Origin of the sequence: Thalassotalea fonticola (genome assembly GCF_032911225.1) — a bacterium.
Classification (GTDB): domain Bacteria; phylum Pseudomonadota; class Gammaproteobacteria; order Enterobacterales; family Alteromonadaceae; genus Thalassotalea_A; species Thalassotalea_A fonticola.
On the sequence record NZ_CP136600.1, the window covers coordinates 4,621,283 to 4,638,562 of the forward strand.

Below are 17,280 nucleotides of genomic sequence, written 5' to 3' on the forward strand. Positions count from 1 at the left end.
AATGACTAAATGTAAAATGCGGATGGAGGTAATAAGCCTTTTTCCTGAAATGTTTACTGCTATCACTGAGTCTGGGGTGACAGGAAGAGCGATTCGTAATGGCTTGATAGATTTCCAAACATGGAATCCTAGAGAGTTTACCAACGATAAGCATCGCACCGTTGATGATCGTCCTTATGGCGGTGGTCCGGGAATGCTTATGATGGTACAACCATTACGAGATGCCATTAAGGCTGCCAAAGATTCGGCAGGTGAAGATGCGCATGTGATCTACCTTTCGCCACAGGGACGAAAGCTTGACCAAGCGGGTGTACGTGAATTATCGACTCATAAGTCATTGGTATTAATTGCCGGGCGTTATGAGGGCATTGACGAAAGATTAATCGAGTCGGATATCGACGAAGAGTGGTCTATCGGCGATTTTGTGTTAACTGGCGGTGAATTACCGGCAATGACCTTAATCGATGCAGTTGCACGATTTGTACCTGGTGTATTAGGGCACAATCAATCGGCTGAGCAGGATTCATTTTCTGACGGTTTATTAGATTGTCCACATTACACAAGGCCAGAAGTTCTGGATGATAAATCTGTACCTAAAGTTTTGCTAAGCGGTAATCATGAACATATTCGCCAATGGCGTATGCAACAGTCTTTAGAAAGAACTTGGACTCGACGTCCAGATTTACTAACAAACCTAGCTCTGACTGAGGAGCAGGAAAAAATGCTTAACGCTGTTAAAGCAAAGCAATAATCCTGTTCGGTTCGGTGTAATCTAGGAAGAAAGGTGTATTATGAGTAATATCATTAATCAGCTCGAACAAGAGCAAATGAAAACTGACGTACCAGCGTTTGCCCCTGGTGATACTTTAGTTGTTAAAGTTAAAGTAAAAGAGGGTGACAAAGAACGTCTTCAAGCATTTGAAGGTGTTGTAATCGCTAAGAAGAACCGCGGATTGCATTCTGCTTTTACTGTTCGTAAAATTTCGAACGGTGAAGGTGTAGAGCGTGTATTCCAGACACATAGCCCAATGGTTGCTGAAATTTCAGTTAAACGTCGCGGTGATGTACGTCAAGCTAAACTTTATTATCTACGTGAACTTTCTGGTAAGAAAGCACGTATTAAAGAGAAGCTGGGTAAGTAATTTTTTACTTGTTCCGAAAAAAGGTTGCCCAAGGGCAACCTTTTTTATTTTTAATGCGCGAATATATTTACGGTATCCAAGGTTTAAAAGTCAGGTTAATTCAAATGGGTGCTTCACACAGAAACCTTAGACGGTTTTATTCTTAAGTTTCCTCAGACTCAGTTAAGCTCTTTAACGCCACTTCAATTTCTTGCCAACGCTCATCGCTAAAGTTGCTGTTTGCCATTTCATATGATTTTCCTTGCTTGTCAAAGAATAAGGTAACCATGTCATGACGCTCAATGTGAGCATAATCTGTAATAGGAAAGTGCCAATAGACGGTGTGAATATTGCGGTTAACAAGTTCTGTTTCCGAAATAATCAATGACGGGGAGTGCCTTGCGGCCCAAACCATGGCAAATAAGATAAAACATAATAACTGCACAATGTTTACAAACACTAAGTAGCCTAAAATAAAACTACCAATTGTTGCAATTAAACTTATTATTACTAGAGTGGCGTAATGGCCTTTCGGAGTTATATAAGGCTTAGGCTTAAATTCTTTTAACATTGATATTGTGATTCTAGATTAATTTTTATAGAAAAAGCCAGAATGACTACTGACTTTGGAAAAGTGGCTTACCATTGATATAAAATCAATCAATAAATAATCTCAACATGGCGATCTGTGCTTGGGTTAATATCTTGTCGCTTAGGGTCGCCTTTACCCATTGTAGTCGCAGTTAACCTTTCTTGATTGACTCCTGCACTTACTAAGTACACCATCACCGATAAAGCTCGTTGTTTGCCTAAATCAAAATTAAATTTTTCACCACCAACTTGGTCCGTGTGGCCCTGAAGAACAATCTGGCCTGTCTCAAGTGCTCTCATCGCAGCTAAATGAGTGTTAAGCACTTGTATGCTTTCTTCATTAAGTTCACTGGAATTGAAATCAAAGTAAACAAACGACTGTGCTTCAACGACAGCTGATTGTACCGGTTCAGCTGGCTCTGCAATTATTGCAGCATCAAGATGAGGCTTGATCAGATTTGCGCTTTTAAAGTTTGCATTTGACTGACAGGCACTGATTAACATAAGTAAACTGAGAGCAGATAACTTTTTCATCTTAAATTTCAACCCAAAAATTCTTATTAATAATATAAAGTTATAACATGATATCGTATTTTTGCGATGGATAATGTGATAAATATTAAAAGAATATATAGTTATTTAATCTAACTAAAATTTAAAATATAGATAACAACACTGTAATTTTGTGTTTTTATATAAAGTAAGGTCATTAACACCTTTGAGTTATACACAAATTTTGACTTTTGAATAACTGAGTAGAACACTTATATCACCTTAAATCGAAAGGTAGTGAAGCTGTCATTGTGTTTCAAATGTATTTGTATTAAAGTGTGTTCTTAATCGGTTACTATCCGTTTTTTCAACCGTTAACAATTATCTTGACAGTTTTATTCATCATAGGTACATTATCTCAAACGTTTGAGGTTTGGGCTTGTTTATTTATGATGACTGTCAGCAGTCCCGTTTTAAAGTTTGCATTACAATAACAAGCAATGAGCAAATAAATGATAGAGCAAGCAAAAATTAATGTTTATAAACATGTGCGTATTAATACAAAACAGATGACAGCGCTGTCATTTTGTGTTTATATAGCAATGCATAACTGAAAATAATAACTAAATCATAACAATAATAAGCAACATTTAACGAAGAATTATAACGAAACCATAACAATAATAAGAAACACTAAACTTCAACTAAACTTTAACTTAAATCATAACTGTTAAATGATACTAGGCACACAGATGAACGAACTACAAAAATTTTACCCTGTTACAGCACAAGCTAAGGCGCATACTTTCTTTGATAAACCCAAATACCAGGAACTCTATCAGCAATCGATTAGTAATCCTGATCAGTTCTGGGCAGAGCAAGCCAATGAATTTTTAGATTGGTATAAGCCGTTTGAAAGTGTCACTAATGTTGATTTTCATAAAGCAGATATTGAATGGTTTAAAGGTGGCCAATTAAACGTAAGTTATAACTGTATTGATCGCCACTTAACAGAGCGCGGTGAGCAAACGGCAATAATATTTGAAGGTGATGAACCTAGCGATACACAAAATATTTCCTATAACGAACTACATGAACAAGTATGTAAGTTTGCCAATGTGTTAAAACAACGGGGTGTTAAAAAGGGCGATACAGTTTGTATCTACATGCCAATGATCCCAGAAGTTGGATATGCCATGTTAGCCTGTGCACGTATAGGCGCGGTACATTCCGTTGTCTTTGGTGGTTTTTCTACTGAATCGATTAAAGCTCGCATTCAAGCCGCAGATTGTAAAGTCGTTATTACAGCGGATGAAAGTGTTCGTGGTGGTAAAAATATTCCTTTAAAAGCTAATGTAGATGCAGCAGTTACAGAGTGCCCAAATGTGCATTCAGTTATTGTTGTTGAACGTACTGGTGCAGATGTTGCCTGGAATGATGAAACCGATGTCAACTATCAACAAGCAATGGCAACAGTTTCAAGCATTTGTGAGCCAGAAGTAATGGACGCCGAAGATCCTTTGTTTATTTTATACACATCTGGCTCTACCGGGGCACCTAAAGGTGTAGTCCATACCTGTGGTGGTTACCTATTGTATGCGGCAATGACGCATAAATATGTATTTGATTACCGAGATGGTGATATCTACTGGTGTACAGCCGATGCTGGCTGGATAACAGGTCATAGTTATATATTTTATGGCCCGTTAGCAAACGGCGCGACCACCTTGGTGTTTGAAGGTGTGCCAACATACCCAGATGCGGGTCGCTGTTGGGATATGGTCGAACGTCATAAAATTAATGTTTTTTACACCGCTCCTACTGCAATACGCGCATTAATGGGTATTGGTGATGAATACGTGCTAGATAAAGATTTATCATCTTTGCGCCTGTTAGGGAGTGTTGGTGAACCAATTAACCCGGAAGCTTGGCATTGGTATTATGAAATTGTTGGTAAAAGCAATTGTCCAATAGTTGATACTTGGTGGCAAACAGAAACCGGTGGAATATTAATAACTTCACTACCGGGTTCTGCTGGCATGAAGCCGGGAGCCGCTGGTTTACCATTTTTTGGTGTACAACCGGTAATTGTTGATAAAGAAGGTAATGAGCAAGATGGCGAAGCACGTGGTGCATTAGTGATGAAGGGCAGTTGGCCTGGACAAATGCGCACTTTATACGGCGATCATGAGCGTTTTCATCAAACTTATTTCAGCCAATGTGCCGGTTACTATTATACAGGTGATGGCGCACAACGTGATAAAGACGGCTATTATTGGATTTTAGGTCGAATAGATGACGTATTAAATGTGTCTGGACACAGATTAGGTACTGCCGAAATTGAAAGTGCATTAGTTCTGCACCCTAAAATCTCAGAAGCCGCAGTGGTTGGTTATCCACATGACATTAAAGGGCAAGGGGTATATGCCTATGTAACTTTGATGCATGATGAAGTGGAAAGTGAAGAGCTTATTGTTGAATTAAAGGCATTAGTTGCGAAAGAGCTTGGCAGTTTTTCAAAGCCTGATTTGATCCAATGGGCACCAGGATTACCAAAAACACGTTCTGGTAAAATTATGCGCCGAATTTTACGCAAAATTGCTGAAAATGACCTAGGTACTTTAGGCGATACTTCGACACTTGCTGATCCTAGTGTCGTTGAAGACTTAATCGAACGTCGCTTACTTCGTTAATCTTTACACAAGGTTAATATCGGTATAACGGAGGCGAAAGCCTCCGCTTTTTGTTAATGAAAACGCACTTTGGTATATGTAATTACAATTTGTCTAAAAATAAATCTTGCCAGATGAAACTAAAAGCTGCTACAAATACCTATCAGCTCTGCTTTAGAGCATGCGAGTTTTGACCAGACTTTATAACGTTATAATTTTTGGTTCGTATAATTAATAGAAAAGATATGCAAAATCAAAATTTAAGCCTCCGATATTATCGCTATACCTATCTTTATTACTAAATCTTTTTAGTAACCCCTGCTGTATCTTATTAATTTAAAAAATTTTCAATCAACAACAAAACTTATATCGGAAGAACTATGCACACTAGCAAACTAAATGACGTTCATGTTAACTCAGAAGAAGTCTTAATCACCCCTAATCAACTAAAAGAAAAACTACCGCTTAGCGAGTCAGATCGTGAATTTATTTTAAGCTCTCGTCAGGTGATTTCAAACATCATTCACAAAAAAGACTCTCGTCTACTAGTGATCTCCGGTCCTTGTTCGGTACATGATGTAGAAGCCGCGAAAGAATACGGCCGAAAACTTAAAGCCTTACATGATAAGTACCAAGATACTTTATATATTGTTATGCGGGTTTACTTTGAAAAGCCTCGTACGACGGTTGGCTGGAAAGGTCTCATTAATGATCCTCATATGGATGGCAGTTTTGATGTAGCTACGGGTTTAGAAACCGCTCGTGAACTTCTTATTTACCTTACTGAGCTTGGTTTGCCATTAGCAACCGAAGCGCTTGACCCTATTTCTCCGCAGTACTTGGCTGAGTTATTCAGTTGGTCAGCAATTGGTGCGCGAACTACCGAGTCACAAACCCATCGTGAAATGGCCAGTGGTTTATCTATGCCTATCGGTTTCAAAAATGGTACCAATGGTTCATTAGGTGTTGCCATAAACGCTATGGAATCAGCGGCTTCTTCGCATCGCTTTATGGGGATAAATAAAGAAGGGCAAGTAGCATTAGTGAAAACTTCTGGTAACCCGGATGGTCACGTGATTTTACGTGGTGGTCAACAGCCTAATTATGATTCAGTAAATGTTGCCATGTGCGAGCAAAGTTTAGATAAAGCTGATTTAGCACAAGCATTAGTCGTTGATTGTTCACATGCAAACTCGAGTAAAGATCATAATCGTCAACCTTTGGTGGCTGAAAATGTGATTAACCAAATATGTGAAGGCAACAAATCTATCATCGGGATTATGCTTGAAAGTAATCTAAATGCTGGTAATCAAAGCTCGAACTTACCAAAAAGTGAACTTGCCTATGGCGTATCGGTAACAGATGCATGTATTGACTGGGCAGCAACGGTAGATTTATTTGAACAAACTAGTGCTAAGCTTAAAGACGTTTTGCCAACACGCATTGGTTAATATTGTAAGAATAGAAAGTAAACATTAATGACAACCTTTGATAAAAAGCTTCAACAATGTCGAAATGATATTGACGATATCGATCAACAACTCGTTTCTTTATTGGCTAAACGCCGTGAAGTAACGAGTAAAGTCGGTGAACTCAAAAGCCAAGTTGGTATGCCCATTTTTGCACCCGAACGGGAGAATCAATTGCTGGCCAAACTTGGCAAACAAGCAAAAGCCATAGACTTGTCTGTGCCTTTAGTTGAAGATGTTTTTCGCCGCATTATGCGTGATTCGTACTCTTCGCAAGATGAGCAAGGTTATCAGTGCATAAACCCTAATGCTGGGAGAATTGTGGTGATCGGTGGTAAAGGTCAGCTCGGGCAAGTGTTTGTCGACTTATTTACTCGTACCGGCTATCAAGTATCAATTATTGAAAAAGATGACTGGCCCAATACTGATAATATTCTCGCTAAAGCTGGTCTGGTAATTGTTGCTGTACCAATTAATTTAACAGAAATGGTGATCAGCAAATTATCTAACTTGTCTCCAGATTGTATACTAGCAGATATCACCAGTATAAAAGCGAAACCGTTAACGGCCATGATGGCAATACATAAAGGGCCTGTTGTAGGGTTACATCCTATGTTTGGTCCAGACGTAACTGGTTTGATCAAACAAACCATTATTGTGTGTCATGGTGAGCAGTCGGATAAATATCAATGGCTACTTGATCAATTTACCGTATGGGGCGCACTTAATTATGTGGTAAGTGCTAAAGAGCACGATGATGCCATGGCTATGGTTCAGGTGATGCGTCATTTTTCAACGGTAAGTTATGGCTACCACCTGATGCAGGAAAACGTCGAGCTTGATCAGCTATTGGCGATGAGTTCGCCTATATACCGTCTAGAATTGGCCATGGTTGGTCGCTTATTTGCTCAAGATCCGAATCTTTATGCCGACATTATTTTTTCAAATCCTGAAAATGTTGTGATGATGAAACGTTTTGCTAATCGTTTTATTGAGTTGCTATCATCGGTTGAACAAGGTAAAAAAGCTGATTTTATTGAAAAATTTCAGCAAGTTGCCAACTGGTTTGGTGATGACGCGCAAAACTTCTTATTAGAGTCTAAATCATTATTGGAAAAAGCCCGTGAGCAAAAATAATTCAGATAAAAGTACGTCGTTGAATACCAATAAAAAAGTAACGTTTTTGCAAAAACATAAAAGAACGATTATGTTTCTCGCGTTTGTATTTTGGATTGGCTTTGCCGTTTTATATTCTACGCAATCTAACGCAAAAGAGTCTTATCCTATTGGTGAGATAAGTAAACAACAATTACTAGAAAACCATGATGATTTTGCCAGCAATTATTATGATTATCAGCCCTCTGAGGAAGAATATACAGCAATAGCAGCAATAGCTGATAAGGTCACTGTTGACGTGTTCTTTGGTACTTGGTGTCACGACAGTGAGCGTGAAGTTCCGCGTTTATTGAAGAGCCTTAAAAATAATCAGCTAAAGGTCTCATTAATTGCTTTAGATGGTAAAAAGTCTGATCCGGCTGGATTGGCGCAACAAAGTGGAATTAAATACACGCCTACTTTTATCATTTATGCAGGTGGGGTAGAAATTGGCCGTATCATTGAAAGGCCAAAACAATCTTTAGCAGAAGATATTTGGTTAATCTGGCACAAGCATTCGTTAGCCAAATCGTAAAGTTAATAAATTCATTGTAACCCTTGTAAAGTAGAGAGCACTAGTTGTCGGTTGCTCTCAATCGCAAGGTTGATCTGCTTATTACTATTTTCTTGTTCATCCATTAATTGCCAATGTTCAGTCCAAACTTGATGTAAATTATCGGCGTCCGTTTTTACCTTGGGTGATACAGTTTGCGCTAAATCCTGCACATATAGAACATGACGCCAGCCTTTGATAGGATCGGCGTTATTCTCCACAGCATTATAAAAAGCACTATCAACTAATAATTGCAGCTCGGCCAACGACATTAGTATTTGAAATGATGATGTTCTAACGTTGCGATTAAACTCTGTTTGCTCGTTACGCCAAGTATTGTAAGCGAGCGACGTGATCGCAATAACAATACTGATAATCGCAATAAGGTTGTTTTGCACTTGTTGTTTTATCGATATTTTTTTATTACTCACGTCACCCATACACACCTTAACCGTAAATGTTATGTCGATTAACTATGCTTTTTCTTCAACTTTTCAATAAAGTCTTGTTTTTTCTTATTCAATTTATCTTTTAATACTTGTTTATATTGTTTTTTCGCGGCAGCTGAAATTGCTTTAAATAAACTATTACCTATCACGGTACCTAACTCACTCGCTGGTATGCCATCAACGCCACCAATTGCATCCAACTGTACACTTGGTATCTCTATATCATAGCTCTTACCATTAACTTTACTTAAATCTACCGTTAACGCTACACCAGTTAATTCTAGTTTATTAATGGCAATGCGAGGTTCAGGCTTACTGTCCTTTTTCTTTTTAGGTGTAGGCTCAGACTCAGGTTTTGGAATTTGGTTATTTATGGCGGCTAATAAATCTTTAAAATTATTATTGCCATTTTTATCGAACTCAACAAAGGCTTGCGGGTTTTTCATTGTAAGAGCTTCGATAATTACAGGAGAGCCAGTAAGAGAGTTAACATCTAAATCTAGTGATACTTCACCTAAATAAAATGCTAGAGGCTGCTCATACTTACTTGGGTTTGAAAAACGAACCCCATAAATTCCACCGAATCCTTCGCTAAGTTGTAGATCTACCTTGTCAACTTTTACGGTTTCTCCAGTTAGCTTTGACCCTTGAATTTCAATTTGCGAGCGGATAAAGCCATTCCAATCTGCCGAGGCCAGAAACCAAAGCATGGCGCCAAAAAATAATAATAGGCCAATGGCGATTGCTGCAAGTTTATTCATGTTTTATCCAAAATGTTGTTAAAGAAATATTACCCTTTATAATTATAGCCTTACATTACAAAATATTTAACTTAAAAAATATGTAATTCAACGTATTGTTATCGTTTCAATGTGTAATATAGGTTATATTGACTCAAATTATTTTGGACAAAATCGCCTCATGGAATCTACAAAATCATCTCGCTTACCTTTAATAGTTTTAGCAGGCTTGCTAATTGTCTTATTAGTTTATCTTAATTTACCAGAACAAAATGTTAGCAACTCAAAAAGTGCCAGAGTCGTATCGGTTAAAACTACCCCTGTAGTTATGGCTGAATTTAGCGATGAATTTGAAGCTTTAGGTACAACTAAAGCCAATGAAGAAGTTGTTATTACCGCTCAGTACACTGATATTATCGAGTCGATTCATTTTAATGATGGCGATGCAGTTAAAAAGGGGGATGTTTTAGTTGAGCTTTCTAAAGCTGAAGAGCAAGCTAAAATAAAAGAATTACAAGCCAACCTTGATCAATCAACATCACAATTACTGCGCTTTAAAGAACTACTTAAGAAAGATGTTGGCTCTATTGCCCAGCGGGACGAACAAAAAGCAAAAGTACAGTCAATCAGAGCCCAGCTATTAAGTGCAGAAGCAATCTTAAATAACTTAACCATTAGAGCGCCTTTTGATGGTCAACTTGGCTTTCGTCAAGTGAGTGTTGGTGCGTTAATTAATGACGGTTCTACCATCACTACACTAGACGATATATCTATTATAAAAATTGATTTTGCTATTCCAGAACGTTTCATTCCTACAATTAATATTGGTCAATCGATAGCTGCAACCAATGTCGCATACCCAGATAATAAGTTTATTGGCAAAGTTACCAGTATTGCACCACGTGTAGATGCGATAACTCGGACAATTCAAATTCGCGCAGAAATCGATAATAACAATAAGAAACTGCGCCCAGGTATGTTAATGAGTATTATTTTAGAGCGTAATGTAGCGCAAGTACTGCAAATTCCTGAAAGTGCGGTTATTCCTTATGAAGACAAACATTTTGTTTTTATTGTTGAAAATGATATCGCCAAAAGAATTGATATCTCTGTTGGTCGTCGCAAACCTGGTATTGTTGAGGTTTATTCTGGAATTGAAGAAGGCATAAATGTTGTCGTTGAAGGCGCGTTAAAATTAAGAGATGGTACTCAAGTAAAAGTAAGCTCCGCAATAATGGAAGCTAAATAATGGTATTGTCAGATCTTTCAGTAAAAAGGCCGGTTTTTGCCACGGTTTTAAATTTACTAATTGTTACTTTTGGTATTGTCGCATTTTTATTATTACCTTTGCGTGAATACCCAGATATTGATAAACCTGTGGTATCTGTTTCTACATCATACCCAGGGGCTTCAGCAGCCATTGTTGAGACTAAAATAACGCAAGTTTTAGAAGATAAAATAAGCGGTATTGAGGGTGTTAAGAACATCAAATCGAATTCAAGAGATGGTCAGTCTCGTATTTCAATTGAATTTAATGTAGAACGAGACGTCGACAGCGCGGCGAATGATGTGCGTGATAAAATTTCTTCTGAGTTACGCCGTTTACCAGACCAAGCTGATCCTCCTGAAGTGAAAAAGGCCAACGATGACGATGACGTTATTGCATGGTTTACTCTGCAAAGTGAAGTATTTAACACCCTAGAACTTACCGATTATGCAAATCGTTATATTGTAGACCGTTTTGCCGTGGTAAATGGCGTAGCTGAGGTTATGGTTGGCGGTGGCCGTAATTACGCGATGAAAATCACACTTAATCGTCAAGCAATGGCTGCACGCGGTATTACCGTAAATGATATTGAATCTACTCTCCTAGCCGAAAATGTTGAGTTGCCGGCTGGTGAAGTAAAATCCGTGGACAGAATTTTTAATGTACGTGTTTCTCGAAGTTATAAAACTGATGTCGATTTCGCTAACATGGTGATCGCTCGAGGAGATAATAATTCATTAGTGCGTTTATCTGATGTGGCAAGTGTCGATATTACTGCAGAAGATGAAGAAACTATGTTTAGGGGTTACGGTAGTAATATGGTTGGGTTGGGCATTATTAAACAATCTACTGCAAACACCATCGACGTAGTTAATGCCGCGCGAGAAGAAATGGAGCAGGTAAAACTTAATTTACCCGCAGGTACGAGTATCGTCCCTAGCTATGATTCATCTACCTTCATCAAGGAGTCTATAAAGGAGGTTTATAATACCTTGGGTGTTGCCATGTTAATGGTGGTTTTAGTCATTTTCTTGTTTCTAGGTAATATTAGAGCAACCTTTATCCCTGCTGTTACTGTACCGGTTGCTTTAATTGGCTCTATGATTGTATTAAGTGCTCTTGGCTTTTCTATTAATTTACTGACTTTACTTGCACTTGTACTTGCTATTGGTTTAGTCGTTGATGATTCCATTGTTGTTTTAGAAAACATCTATCGCCGCATTGAGCAAGGGGAAAAACCACTAGCTGCTGCATTTAACGGTGGTCGAGAAGTCGCATTTGCCGTTGTGGCTACAACATTAGTATTGGTTTCGGTATTTGTGCCATTAATATTTATGGCCGGCGATATAGGCAGATTGTTTACTGAGTTCGCTCTTGCTATTGCCGCAGCAGTGATCTTTTCAAGTATAACTGCATTATCGTTGACGCCAATGATGTGTTCTAAATTATTAAAACACCGAAAACGCAGTTCGTCATTTGGGCAGTTTTTAGATAATGGTTTTGCTAAGCTTGAAAAAAGTTATGCTAATGCAATATCTGGGTTGATCAAGCAACCGTTAATGATCGTGTTGGTCATGCTCCTAGCATTTGCCAGCTTATGGACCATTTTTGATAAATTGCCGAGCGAATATGCGCCTAAAGAAGATCGTGGCGGTGCATTCTTAATTATGAGTGGTGCTGAAGGTGCTAGTTTTAAAAGTAATGCTGGTAATATGCTGCAAATTGAAGAAAAATTATTGCGTCATTATGAAGAGGGCACATTGGAACGAGTTCTTGTGAGGGTTCCTGGCTTTAGAGGTACTGGCGGTATTGCCATCATTGGCCTGCCACCATGGCAAGAACGTGATATATCAACTCAAGATTTTATTAATGGCTTTAATCAAGAACTTGCCGACGTAACTGACGTACGGGCTTTTGTTATGACGCGAGGTGGTTTAGGTGGTAGAGATGGCGGTGGTCGTCCAATTGGATTTGTTTTACAAGGAACTAATTACGAAGAGCTTGCCCGCTGGCGTGATATTATTATGGCGAAAGCGCAAGACAATCCAAATATTATTGGTTTAGACAGTAATTATAAAGAAACTTCACCACAAGTTTTAGTTAATATTAACCGAACCCGAGCATCTGATTTAGGCGTTACTGTTGGCGATATAGGTAGAACCTTAGAAACCATGCTAGGTAAACGTCGAGTAACTACCTATATTGATAGAGGTGAGGAGTACGATGTATTGCTTGCCGGTAATGAAGATGAATATCGTTCTCCTGATAGCATTGACAATATCTATGTTCGTTCGAACACAACCGAGCAATTAGTGCCAATGTCGAATTTGATCAGTTTTGAAGAAAACGCCCGTTCAAAGAATCTAAATCGCTACAATCGTTTAAGAAGTATTACCTTGTCAGGTAATTTAGCAGAAGGCTATACCTTAGGTGAAGCGTTAGATTTTCTGAACCAAGTGGTCGAGGAAGAGCTCCCAGCAGAGGCTTCAGTTGATTACACCGGACAATCTCAAAAGTTAAAAGATGGTAGTAGTTCGATGATCATCATTTTTGCCTTAGCATTACTCATAACCTATTTAGTGTTAGCTGCTCAGTTTGAAAGCTTTATTCATCCATTTGTAATTTTACTTACTGTGCCATTAGCCCTTGTTGGTGCATTGGCGGGGTTATATGCAATGGGCATGAGTTTAAATATTTACAGTCAAATAGGCATAGTGATGTTAATTGGTTTAGCGGCTAAAAATGGTATTTTAATTGTCGAATTTGCTAACCAGTTACGAGACGCAGGTGAAGAGTTCACCGATGCAATTGTTAAAGGCGCACAGCAACGTTTACGTCCAATTATTATGACGTCGTTTACGACTGTGATGAGTGCTATTCCGCTTGTTATTGCTGTAGGTCCTGGCGCAGAAAGTAGAATGGTAATTGGTGTGGTTATTTTTGCTGGCGTATCATTGGCAAGTATATTTACCTTGTTTATTGTACCTGGTGCCTATTACTGGTTATGTCGCAGCACTAAGTCACCAGAGTACATCGCAAAACAGTTAGAAGAACAAATTAACTAAACTATACGCATTCCTTTAAGTAAAAAGCCAATCATCTGATTGGCTTTTCTATAATATTAATTAACAAAAATTATCGATAACTACCGAGATTTTGCTCTTCGTTTCTCGTTTCTATAACTCTCGTTTCTGCTAATCTGCTAGCACCTTTGCTGGCACATTAGTTGGTTTAATTTGCTCACTGGCATAACAGCCTAGTACTTTGATAAAGCGAGTGAGCTTTGTCAGTTTAGCCAAACAATCCTGCATAGCAGCAGACCTTAAGTTTGCCTCTAAATCAATATAAAACATTTCTTCCCAAGGTCTGCCTTGTATTGGGCGAGACTCAAGTTTCGTCATGTTAATATCGTATTCTTTCAACACCATTAAACAGTCAACCAAAGCGCCAGGCTCTTGGCTTGTTGCTAAAATTAACGTGGTTTTTGCTGGTATTTGCTCGGCAACTTCAACTGGTTTTCTGGCAACTAAAATAAAACGACTATGGTTTTCAGCTTGATTGGCAATCGATTTTGTTAGTGCCATTAAGTCATATAATTTGCCACCTTCCTCTGAGCCAATAACACCTATGTTGGCTAATTTTGAATCAGCCGCCTTTTGCATTGCCTGTGCACTAGAGTCGCAATATTCAATACGAATACCGTCTTGTTTATTTAAAAAGTTGCTACATTGCTGCACCGGTTGGGCGTGTGCATAAATAGTGTCTATTTTATCAATTGATGTATTTACCGAGGTTAACAGGCAATGATCAATTGGTTGGGATAGCTCACCAACAATGGAAAGATTGGTATGTTGAAGTAAGTCATAAACCTCATTAATGCTACCTGAGCTAGTGTTTTCGATTGGCAACATACCGTAATCGACATTACCAGACTCTACCTGATGTAAAATATCGTCAAAACTGGCACAGCCAAATTCGATGATTTCTTCAGCACGGCGTGAAAAGTAACGATAACTGGCTAAATAGCTGTATGAACCTTTATCACCTAAAAACGCAACACTCACTGTTGGTGTTTTTATATTAGGGTTTTTTAATTGTTGTAAGTAAGCTTGTTGGTTCAGTACTGAGTCTTCAATAATAGTTTGAAAGATATTCGTAACGTAATGAGCATCCAAGCCTTGCTCTTTGCCGATTTGAATAAGTTTAACTAATAATTCTTGTTCACGTTGTTGATCACGAACGGGGCGTACCTGATGAGCTTTACTTTTAGCAACATTTAACGTGAGGGAGCGACGTTTAGCAAAAAGGCTCAAAAGATCTTGATCTAATTGGGTGATTTCTTTGCGTATAACATTTAAATCTAAACTGTCTTTCACTTTTTATGCCTTAATCTAATTGATAAAAAAAGCCTTCATGGTAATGAAGGCTTTCGTGGTTTTGTTTGAAATACGAAAATCCTCCAGCATTAGCTGGTAAAGAAGATAAATTTAAACACGATAATCATATTTTTCATCCCTCTAATGTATAAATGCAGCGAAAAAGTGTCAACTGATAAATGCTTTTCTGCTAAAATAATCGGCCATAACATAGATTTTTTCGATATTTGTAGGTTTTTTGATGTCATCATTACAAGATCAGTTACTAAAAGCGGGTTTAACGACTAAACAGAAAACTCGTCAAGCCAACAGTGACAAACGTAAAAAGAATAAACAAAAGCGCAGTGGTGTAGCAATTGAGGCCACGTTGCAAGAGCAGGTGAAACAAGACTTAGCCAAATCTAAAGCTGATAAAGCAGCAAAAGATAATGAACTGAATGCACAGAAGAAACAGCAACTAGCGATAAAAGAATTACATAACCGTGTTCTACAAATTCTTGAACATCATAATGTCAAAGGCACTAACGGTGAGGTTGAATACAACTATACCGATCATGGCAAAGTGAAAAAGCTTTATATTAATGACACTACACAACAAGCATTAATAAATGGCCGTTTAGCCATTTGTGGATTAGCTGATGTCACTTATTTAGTAACAAGCGAAACTGCTGAAAAGATAGCCACATTAGATGAAAGTGTCATTCTACTGAGTAATGAAAAAGTAGAAACTGATGACATTGATGAAGATGATCCGTATGCTGATTATCAAATTCCAGATGATTTAATGTGGTAAATAACTAAACCACAACCCCCAAGTATTATACCAATTTAACCTGATAAAACGTTTATCAGGTTAGTTATTTTGATTTGATTTTATTTAAGGAACAACATGGCTTTATTACGATTTATTATTGGCCGCATCATTTTATTGATAAACTTTATTTTTTCTCCTAAAGCAATGAAACGTGAATCATCAGCCCAGAAAACGGTTGATCAACAAACTGAAAATTTCAGTTTATACCAATTAAATGCTTGCCCATTTTGTGTAAAAGTTCGCCGTAATATTAAGCGTAATAGCTTAAATATTGAGTTACGAGATATTAAAAAAGAGTCTCATTTAGACGACTTAGTTACCAATGGTGGCAAGCGTACCGTGCCTTGTTTACGTATTGAAAAGGAAGATGGCAGTAGCGAGTGGATGTATGAGTCTAAAGCTATAGCTTCATACCTTGACCAAGTAGCTGCTTAGCACTAAAGACCGCAATTACCTTTTTTATATTCAAACCGAGCAATGCTCGGTTTGTTTGATTTAGGCACTAAAAAATGTTGAAAGTATTTACCATCATTCTCTGTCTGATATCCTAAGAATGGTATAGGATGGGATGCTATGTTAATAAAGTCAAAAAAGAGCAGTGAATTTTTAGAAAGTCAGGTAACTGATGAAACAATTTATCAAAGTCGTCGTAAGGTTCTCAAGCAATTAGGCTTTGTTGGCGCGTCTGCTTTATTAGCTGGTAACAGTTTGCCTGGAAAGGCTTGGGCCGAAAGTAATTCTACCTTTAAAACTTCAGCGTTAAACTTCAAAAAATCTGAATATACGAATGTGCCAGATAAGCTTACTCCTGAGCAAAAGGTTATTTCTCATAATAACTTTTATGAATTTGGAGCTAAAAAAGATCAACCAGCTGAGCTTGCGCAACACTTTAAAGTTGATCCGTGGCAATTAAAAATAACCGGTGAAGTCGATAAGCCTTTTACCTTAGATTATGACGAGTTGTTTTCCAGCTTTACAATTGAAGAGCGCATATATCGTTTGCGCTGTGTTGAAGCCTGGTCAATGGTGATACCTTGGTTAGGTTTTCGTTTAGCCGATGTCATTAAAAAAGCGCAGCCAAATTCGAAGGCAAAATATGTTGCGTTTAAAACCTTGCATGACCCAAAGCAAATGCCCGGTCAGTCTAACAGGTACTTAGGCGGGGGCATTCAATACCCTTATATAGAAGGATTACGTATTGATGAAGCGATGAATGATTTAACATTACTGTCTGTTGGGCTATATGGGAAAACTTTACCACCTCAAAACGGAGCGCCAATTCGTTTAGTAACACCATGGAAATATGGCTTCAAAAGCATTAAATCGATTATTGAAATTAAATTGGTTGAAAAAATGCCAAAAACAACATGGAATAAATTAGCGCCCAATGAATATGGTTTTTACGCCAATGTAAACCCTGATGTTGACCACCCAAGATGGTCACAAGCGAGTGAACGACGAATCACCAGTGGTGGTTTGTTTGCACGTAACCGTATTGAAACACAGATGTTCAATGGCTATGGAGAAGAAGTTGCCGATTTATATAAGGGCATGAACCTTGGTAAGTATTACTAAATTGGC

The 17,280-nt window shown here is 38.1% G+C and carries 16 protein-coding genes; 11 read left to right on the forward strand and 5 right to left on the reverse strand.

Features of this window, described 5'->3' with window-relative positions; translation table 11 throughout:
* Positions 1–16: 16 nt before the first annotated feature.
* Entirely contained in the window at positions 17–751 is a 735-nt protein-coding gene (gene trmD / locus RI844_RS19100; RefSeq protein ID WP_405054496.1) for a tRNA (guanosine(37)-N1)-methyltransferase TrmD, read from the forward strand.
* Positions 752–791: 40 nt separating this feature from the next.
* Positions 792–1,142, forward strand: coding sequence for a 50S ribosomal protein L19 (gene rplS, locus RI844_RS19105; protein ID WP_033078457.1), 351 nt, complete (start codon positions 792–794; stop codon positions 1,140–1,142).
* 142 nt (positions 1,143–1,284) lie between these two features.
* Here rplS and RI844_RS19110 read toward each other — a convergent pair whose 3' ends face one another.
* Positions 1,285–1,692 carry a hypothetical protein gene (locus RI844_RS19110; RefSeq protein WP_348396231.1) on the reverse strand — a complete coding sequence of 136 codons (408 nt, stop codon included), beginning with the start codon at positions 1,690–1,692 and terminating at the stop codon, positions 1,285–1,287.
* Positions 1,693–1,781: 89 nt separating this feature from the next.
* Positions 1,782–2,246, reverse strand: coding sequence for an OmpA family protein (locus RI844_RS19115; protein WP_348396232.1), 465 nt, complete (start codon positions 2,244–2,246; stop codon positions 1,782–1,784).
* A gap of 710 nt (positions 2,247–2,956) precedes the next feature.
* On the opposite strand from RI844_RS19115, the gene acs reads away from it, so the two are divergent.
* From acs to RI844_RS19135, 4 genes are all read left to right on the forward strand, one after another.
* Positions 2,957–4,897 (forward strand): acetate--CoA ligase, encoded by a 1,941-nt coding sequence (gene acs / locus RI844_RS19120; protein ID WP_348396233.1) that lies wholly within the window; start codon positions 2,957–2,959, stop codon positions 4,895–4,897.
* Positions 4,898–5,256: 359 nt separating this feature from the next.
* A complete protein-coding gene (locus tag RI844_RS19125; protein WP_348396234.1) occupies positions 5,257–6,327 on the forward strand; it encodes a 3-deoxy-7-phosphoheptulonate synthase in 1,071 nt (356 codons plus the stop codon).
* 27 nt (positions 6,328–6,354) lie between these two features.
* Positions 6,355–7,482 carry a bifunctional chorismate mutase/prephenate dehydrogenase gene (gene tyrA / locus RI844_RS19130; RefSeq protein ID WP_348396235.1) on the forward strand — a complete coding sequence of 376 codons (1,128 nt, stop codon included), beginning with the start codon at positions 6,355–6,357 and terminating at the stop codon, positions 7,480–7,482.
* Positions 7,469–8,035 (forward strand): thioredoxin family protein, encoded by a 567-nt coding sequence (locus RI844_RS19135; protein ID WP_348396236.1) that lies wholly within the window; start codon positions 7,469–7,471, stop codon positions 8,033–8,035. Before tyrA ends, RI844_RS19135 begins: the two co-directional genes overlap by 14 nt.
* An 11-nt stretch (positions 8,036–8,046) precedes the next feature.
* Here RI844_RS19135 and RI844_RS19140 read toward each other — a convergent pair whose 3' ends face one another.
* Positions 8,047–8,484: a hypothetical protein gene (locus RI844_RS19140; RefSeq protein WP_348396237.1), complete on the reverse strand. Its 438-nt coding sequence runs from the start codon at positions 8,482–8,484 to the stop codon at positions 8,047–8,049.
* Positions 8,485–8,522: 38 nt separating this feature from the next.
* Positions 8,523–9,263 carry a DUF748 domain-containing protein gene (locus RI844_RS19145; protein ID WP_348396238.1) on the reverse strand — a complete coding sequence of 247 codons (741 nt, stop codon included), beginning with the start codon at positions 9,261–9,263 and terminating at the stop codon, positions 8,523–8,525.
* A 160-nt stretch (positions 9,264–9,423) separates the two neighbouring features.
* On the opposite strand from RI844_RS19145, the gene RI844_RS19150 reads away from it, so the two are divergent.
* Positions 9,424–10,491, forward strand: coding sequence for an efflux RND transporter periplasmic adaptor subunit (locus tag RI844_RS19150; protein WP_348396239.1), 1,068 nt, complete (start codon positions 9,424–9,426; stop codon positions 10,489–10,491).
* A complete protein-coding gene (locus RI844_RS19155; protein ID WP_348396240.1) occupies positions 10,491–13,574 on the forward strand; it encodes an efflux RND transporter permease subunit in 3,084 nt (1,027 codons plus the stop codon). The genes RI844_RS19150 and RI844_RS19155 overlap by 1 nt, the downstream gene beginning before the upstream one ends.
* A 129-nt stretch (positions 13,575–13,703) precedes the next feature.
* Here the strand turns inward: RI844_RS19155 and RI844_RS19160 are convergent, their stop codons facing one another.
* Positions 13,704–14,885, reverse strand: coding sequence for a chorismate mutase (locus RI844_RS19160; protein WP_348396241.1), 1,182 nt, complete (start codon positions 14,883–14,885; stop codon positions 13,704–13,706).
* Between the two features lie 241 nt (positions 14,886–15,126).
* On the opposite strand from RI844_RS19160, the gene RI844_RS19165 reads away from it, so the two are divergent.
* From RI844_RS19165 to msrP, 3 genes are all read left to right on the forward strand, one after another.
* Complete coding sequence (locus tag RI844_RS19165; RefSeq protein ID WP_348396242.1) at positions 15,127–15,678, forward strand: DUF2058 domain-containing protein; 552 nt, start codon at positions 15,127–15,129, stop codon at positions 15,676–15,678.
* Positions 15,679–15,774: 96 nt separating this feature from the next.
* Complete coding sequence (locus RI844_RS19170) at positions 15,775–16,134, forward strand: glutaredoxin family protein (RefSeq protein ID WP_348396243.1); 360 nt, start codon at positions 15,775–15,777, stop codon at positions 16,132–16,134.
* A gap of 138 nt (positions 16,135–16,272) precedes the next feature.
* Complete coding sequence (gene msrP / locus RI844_RS19175; protein ID WP_348396244.1) at positions 16,273–17,274, forward strand: protein-methionine-sulfoxide reductase catalytic subunit MsrP; 1,002 nt, start codon at positions 16,273–16,275, stop codon at positions 17,272–17,274.
* The last annotated feature ends 6 nt before the right edge of the window (positions 17,275–17,280 follow it).

What these genes read in the sequence shown, in the direction of transcription:
- trmD (WP_405054496.1), top strand. Translation starts at nt 17, where the DNA reads ATGCGGATGGAGGTAATAAGCCTTTTTCCTGAAATGTTTACTGCTATC.
- rplS (WP_033078457.1), top strand. Translation starts at nt 792, where the DNA reads ATGAGTAATATCATTAATCAGCTCGAACAAGAGCAAATGAAAACTGAC.
- RI844_RS19110 (WP_348396231.1), bottom strand. Translation starts at nt 1,692, where the DNA reads ATGTTAAAAGAATTTAAGCCTAAGCCTTATATAACTCCGAAAGGCCAT.
- RI844_RS19115 (WP_348396232.1), bottom strand. Translation starts at nt 2,246, where the DNA reads ATGAAAAAGTTATCTGCTCTCAGTTTACTTATGTTAATCAGTGCCTGT.
- acs (WP_348396233.1), top strand. Translation starts at nt 2,957, where the DNA reads ATGAACGAACTACAAAAATTTTACCCTGTTACAGCACAAGCTAAGGCG.
- RI844_RS19125 (WP_348396234.1), top strand. Translation starts at nt 5,257, where the DNA reads ATGCACACTAGCAAACTAAATGACGTTCATGTTAACTCAGAAGAAGTC.
- tyrA (WP_348396235.1), top strand. Translation starts at nt 6,355, where the DNA reads ATGACAACCTTTGATAAAAAGCTTCAACAATGTCGAAATGATATTGAC.
- RI844_RS19145 (WP_348396238.1), bottom strand. Translation starts at nt 9,263, where the DNA reads ATGAATAAACTTGCAGCAATCGCCATTGGCCTATTATTATTTTTTGGC.
- RI844_RS19150 (WP_348396239.1), top strand. Translation starts at nt 9,424, where the DNA reads ATGGAATCTACAAAATCATCTCGCTTACCTTTAATAGTTTTAGCAGGC.
- RI844_RS19155 (WP_348396240.1), top strand. Translation starts at nt 10,491, where the DNA reads ATGGTATTGTCAGATCTTTCAGTAAAAAGGCCGGTTTTTGCCACGGTT.
- RI844_RS19165 (WP_348396242.1), top strand. Translation starts at nt 15,127, where the DNA reads ATGTCATCATTACAAGATCAGTTACTAAAAGCGGGTTTAACGACTAAA.
- RI844_RS19170 (WP_348396243.1), top strand. Translation starts at nt 15,775, where the DNA reads ATGGCTTTATTACGATTTATTATTGGCCGCATCATTTTATTGATAAAC.
- msrP (WP_348396244.1), top strand. Translation starts at nt 16,273, where the DNA reads ATGTTAATAAAGTCAAAAAAGAGCAGTGAATTTTTAGAAAGTCAGGTA.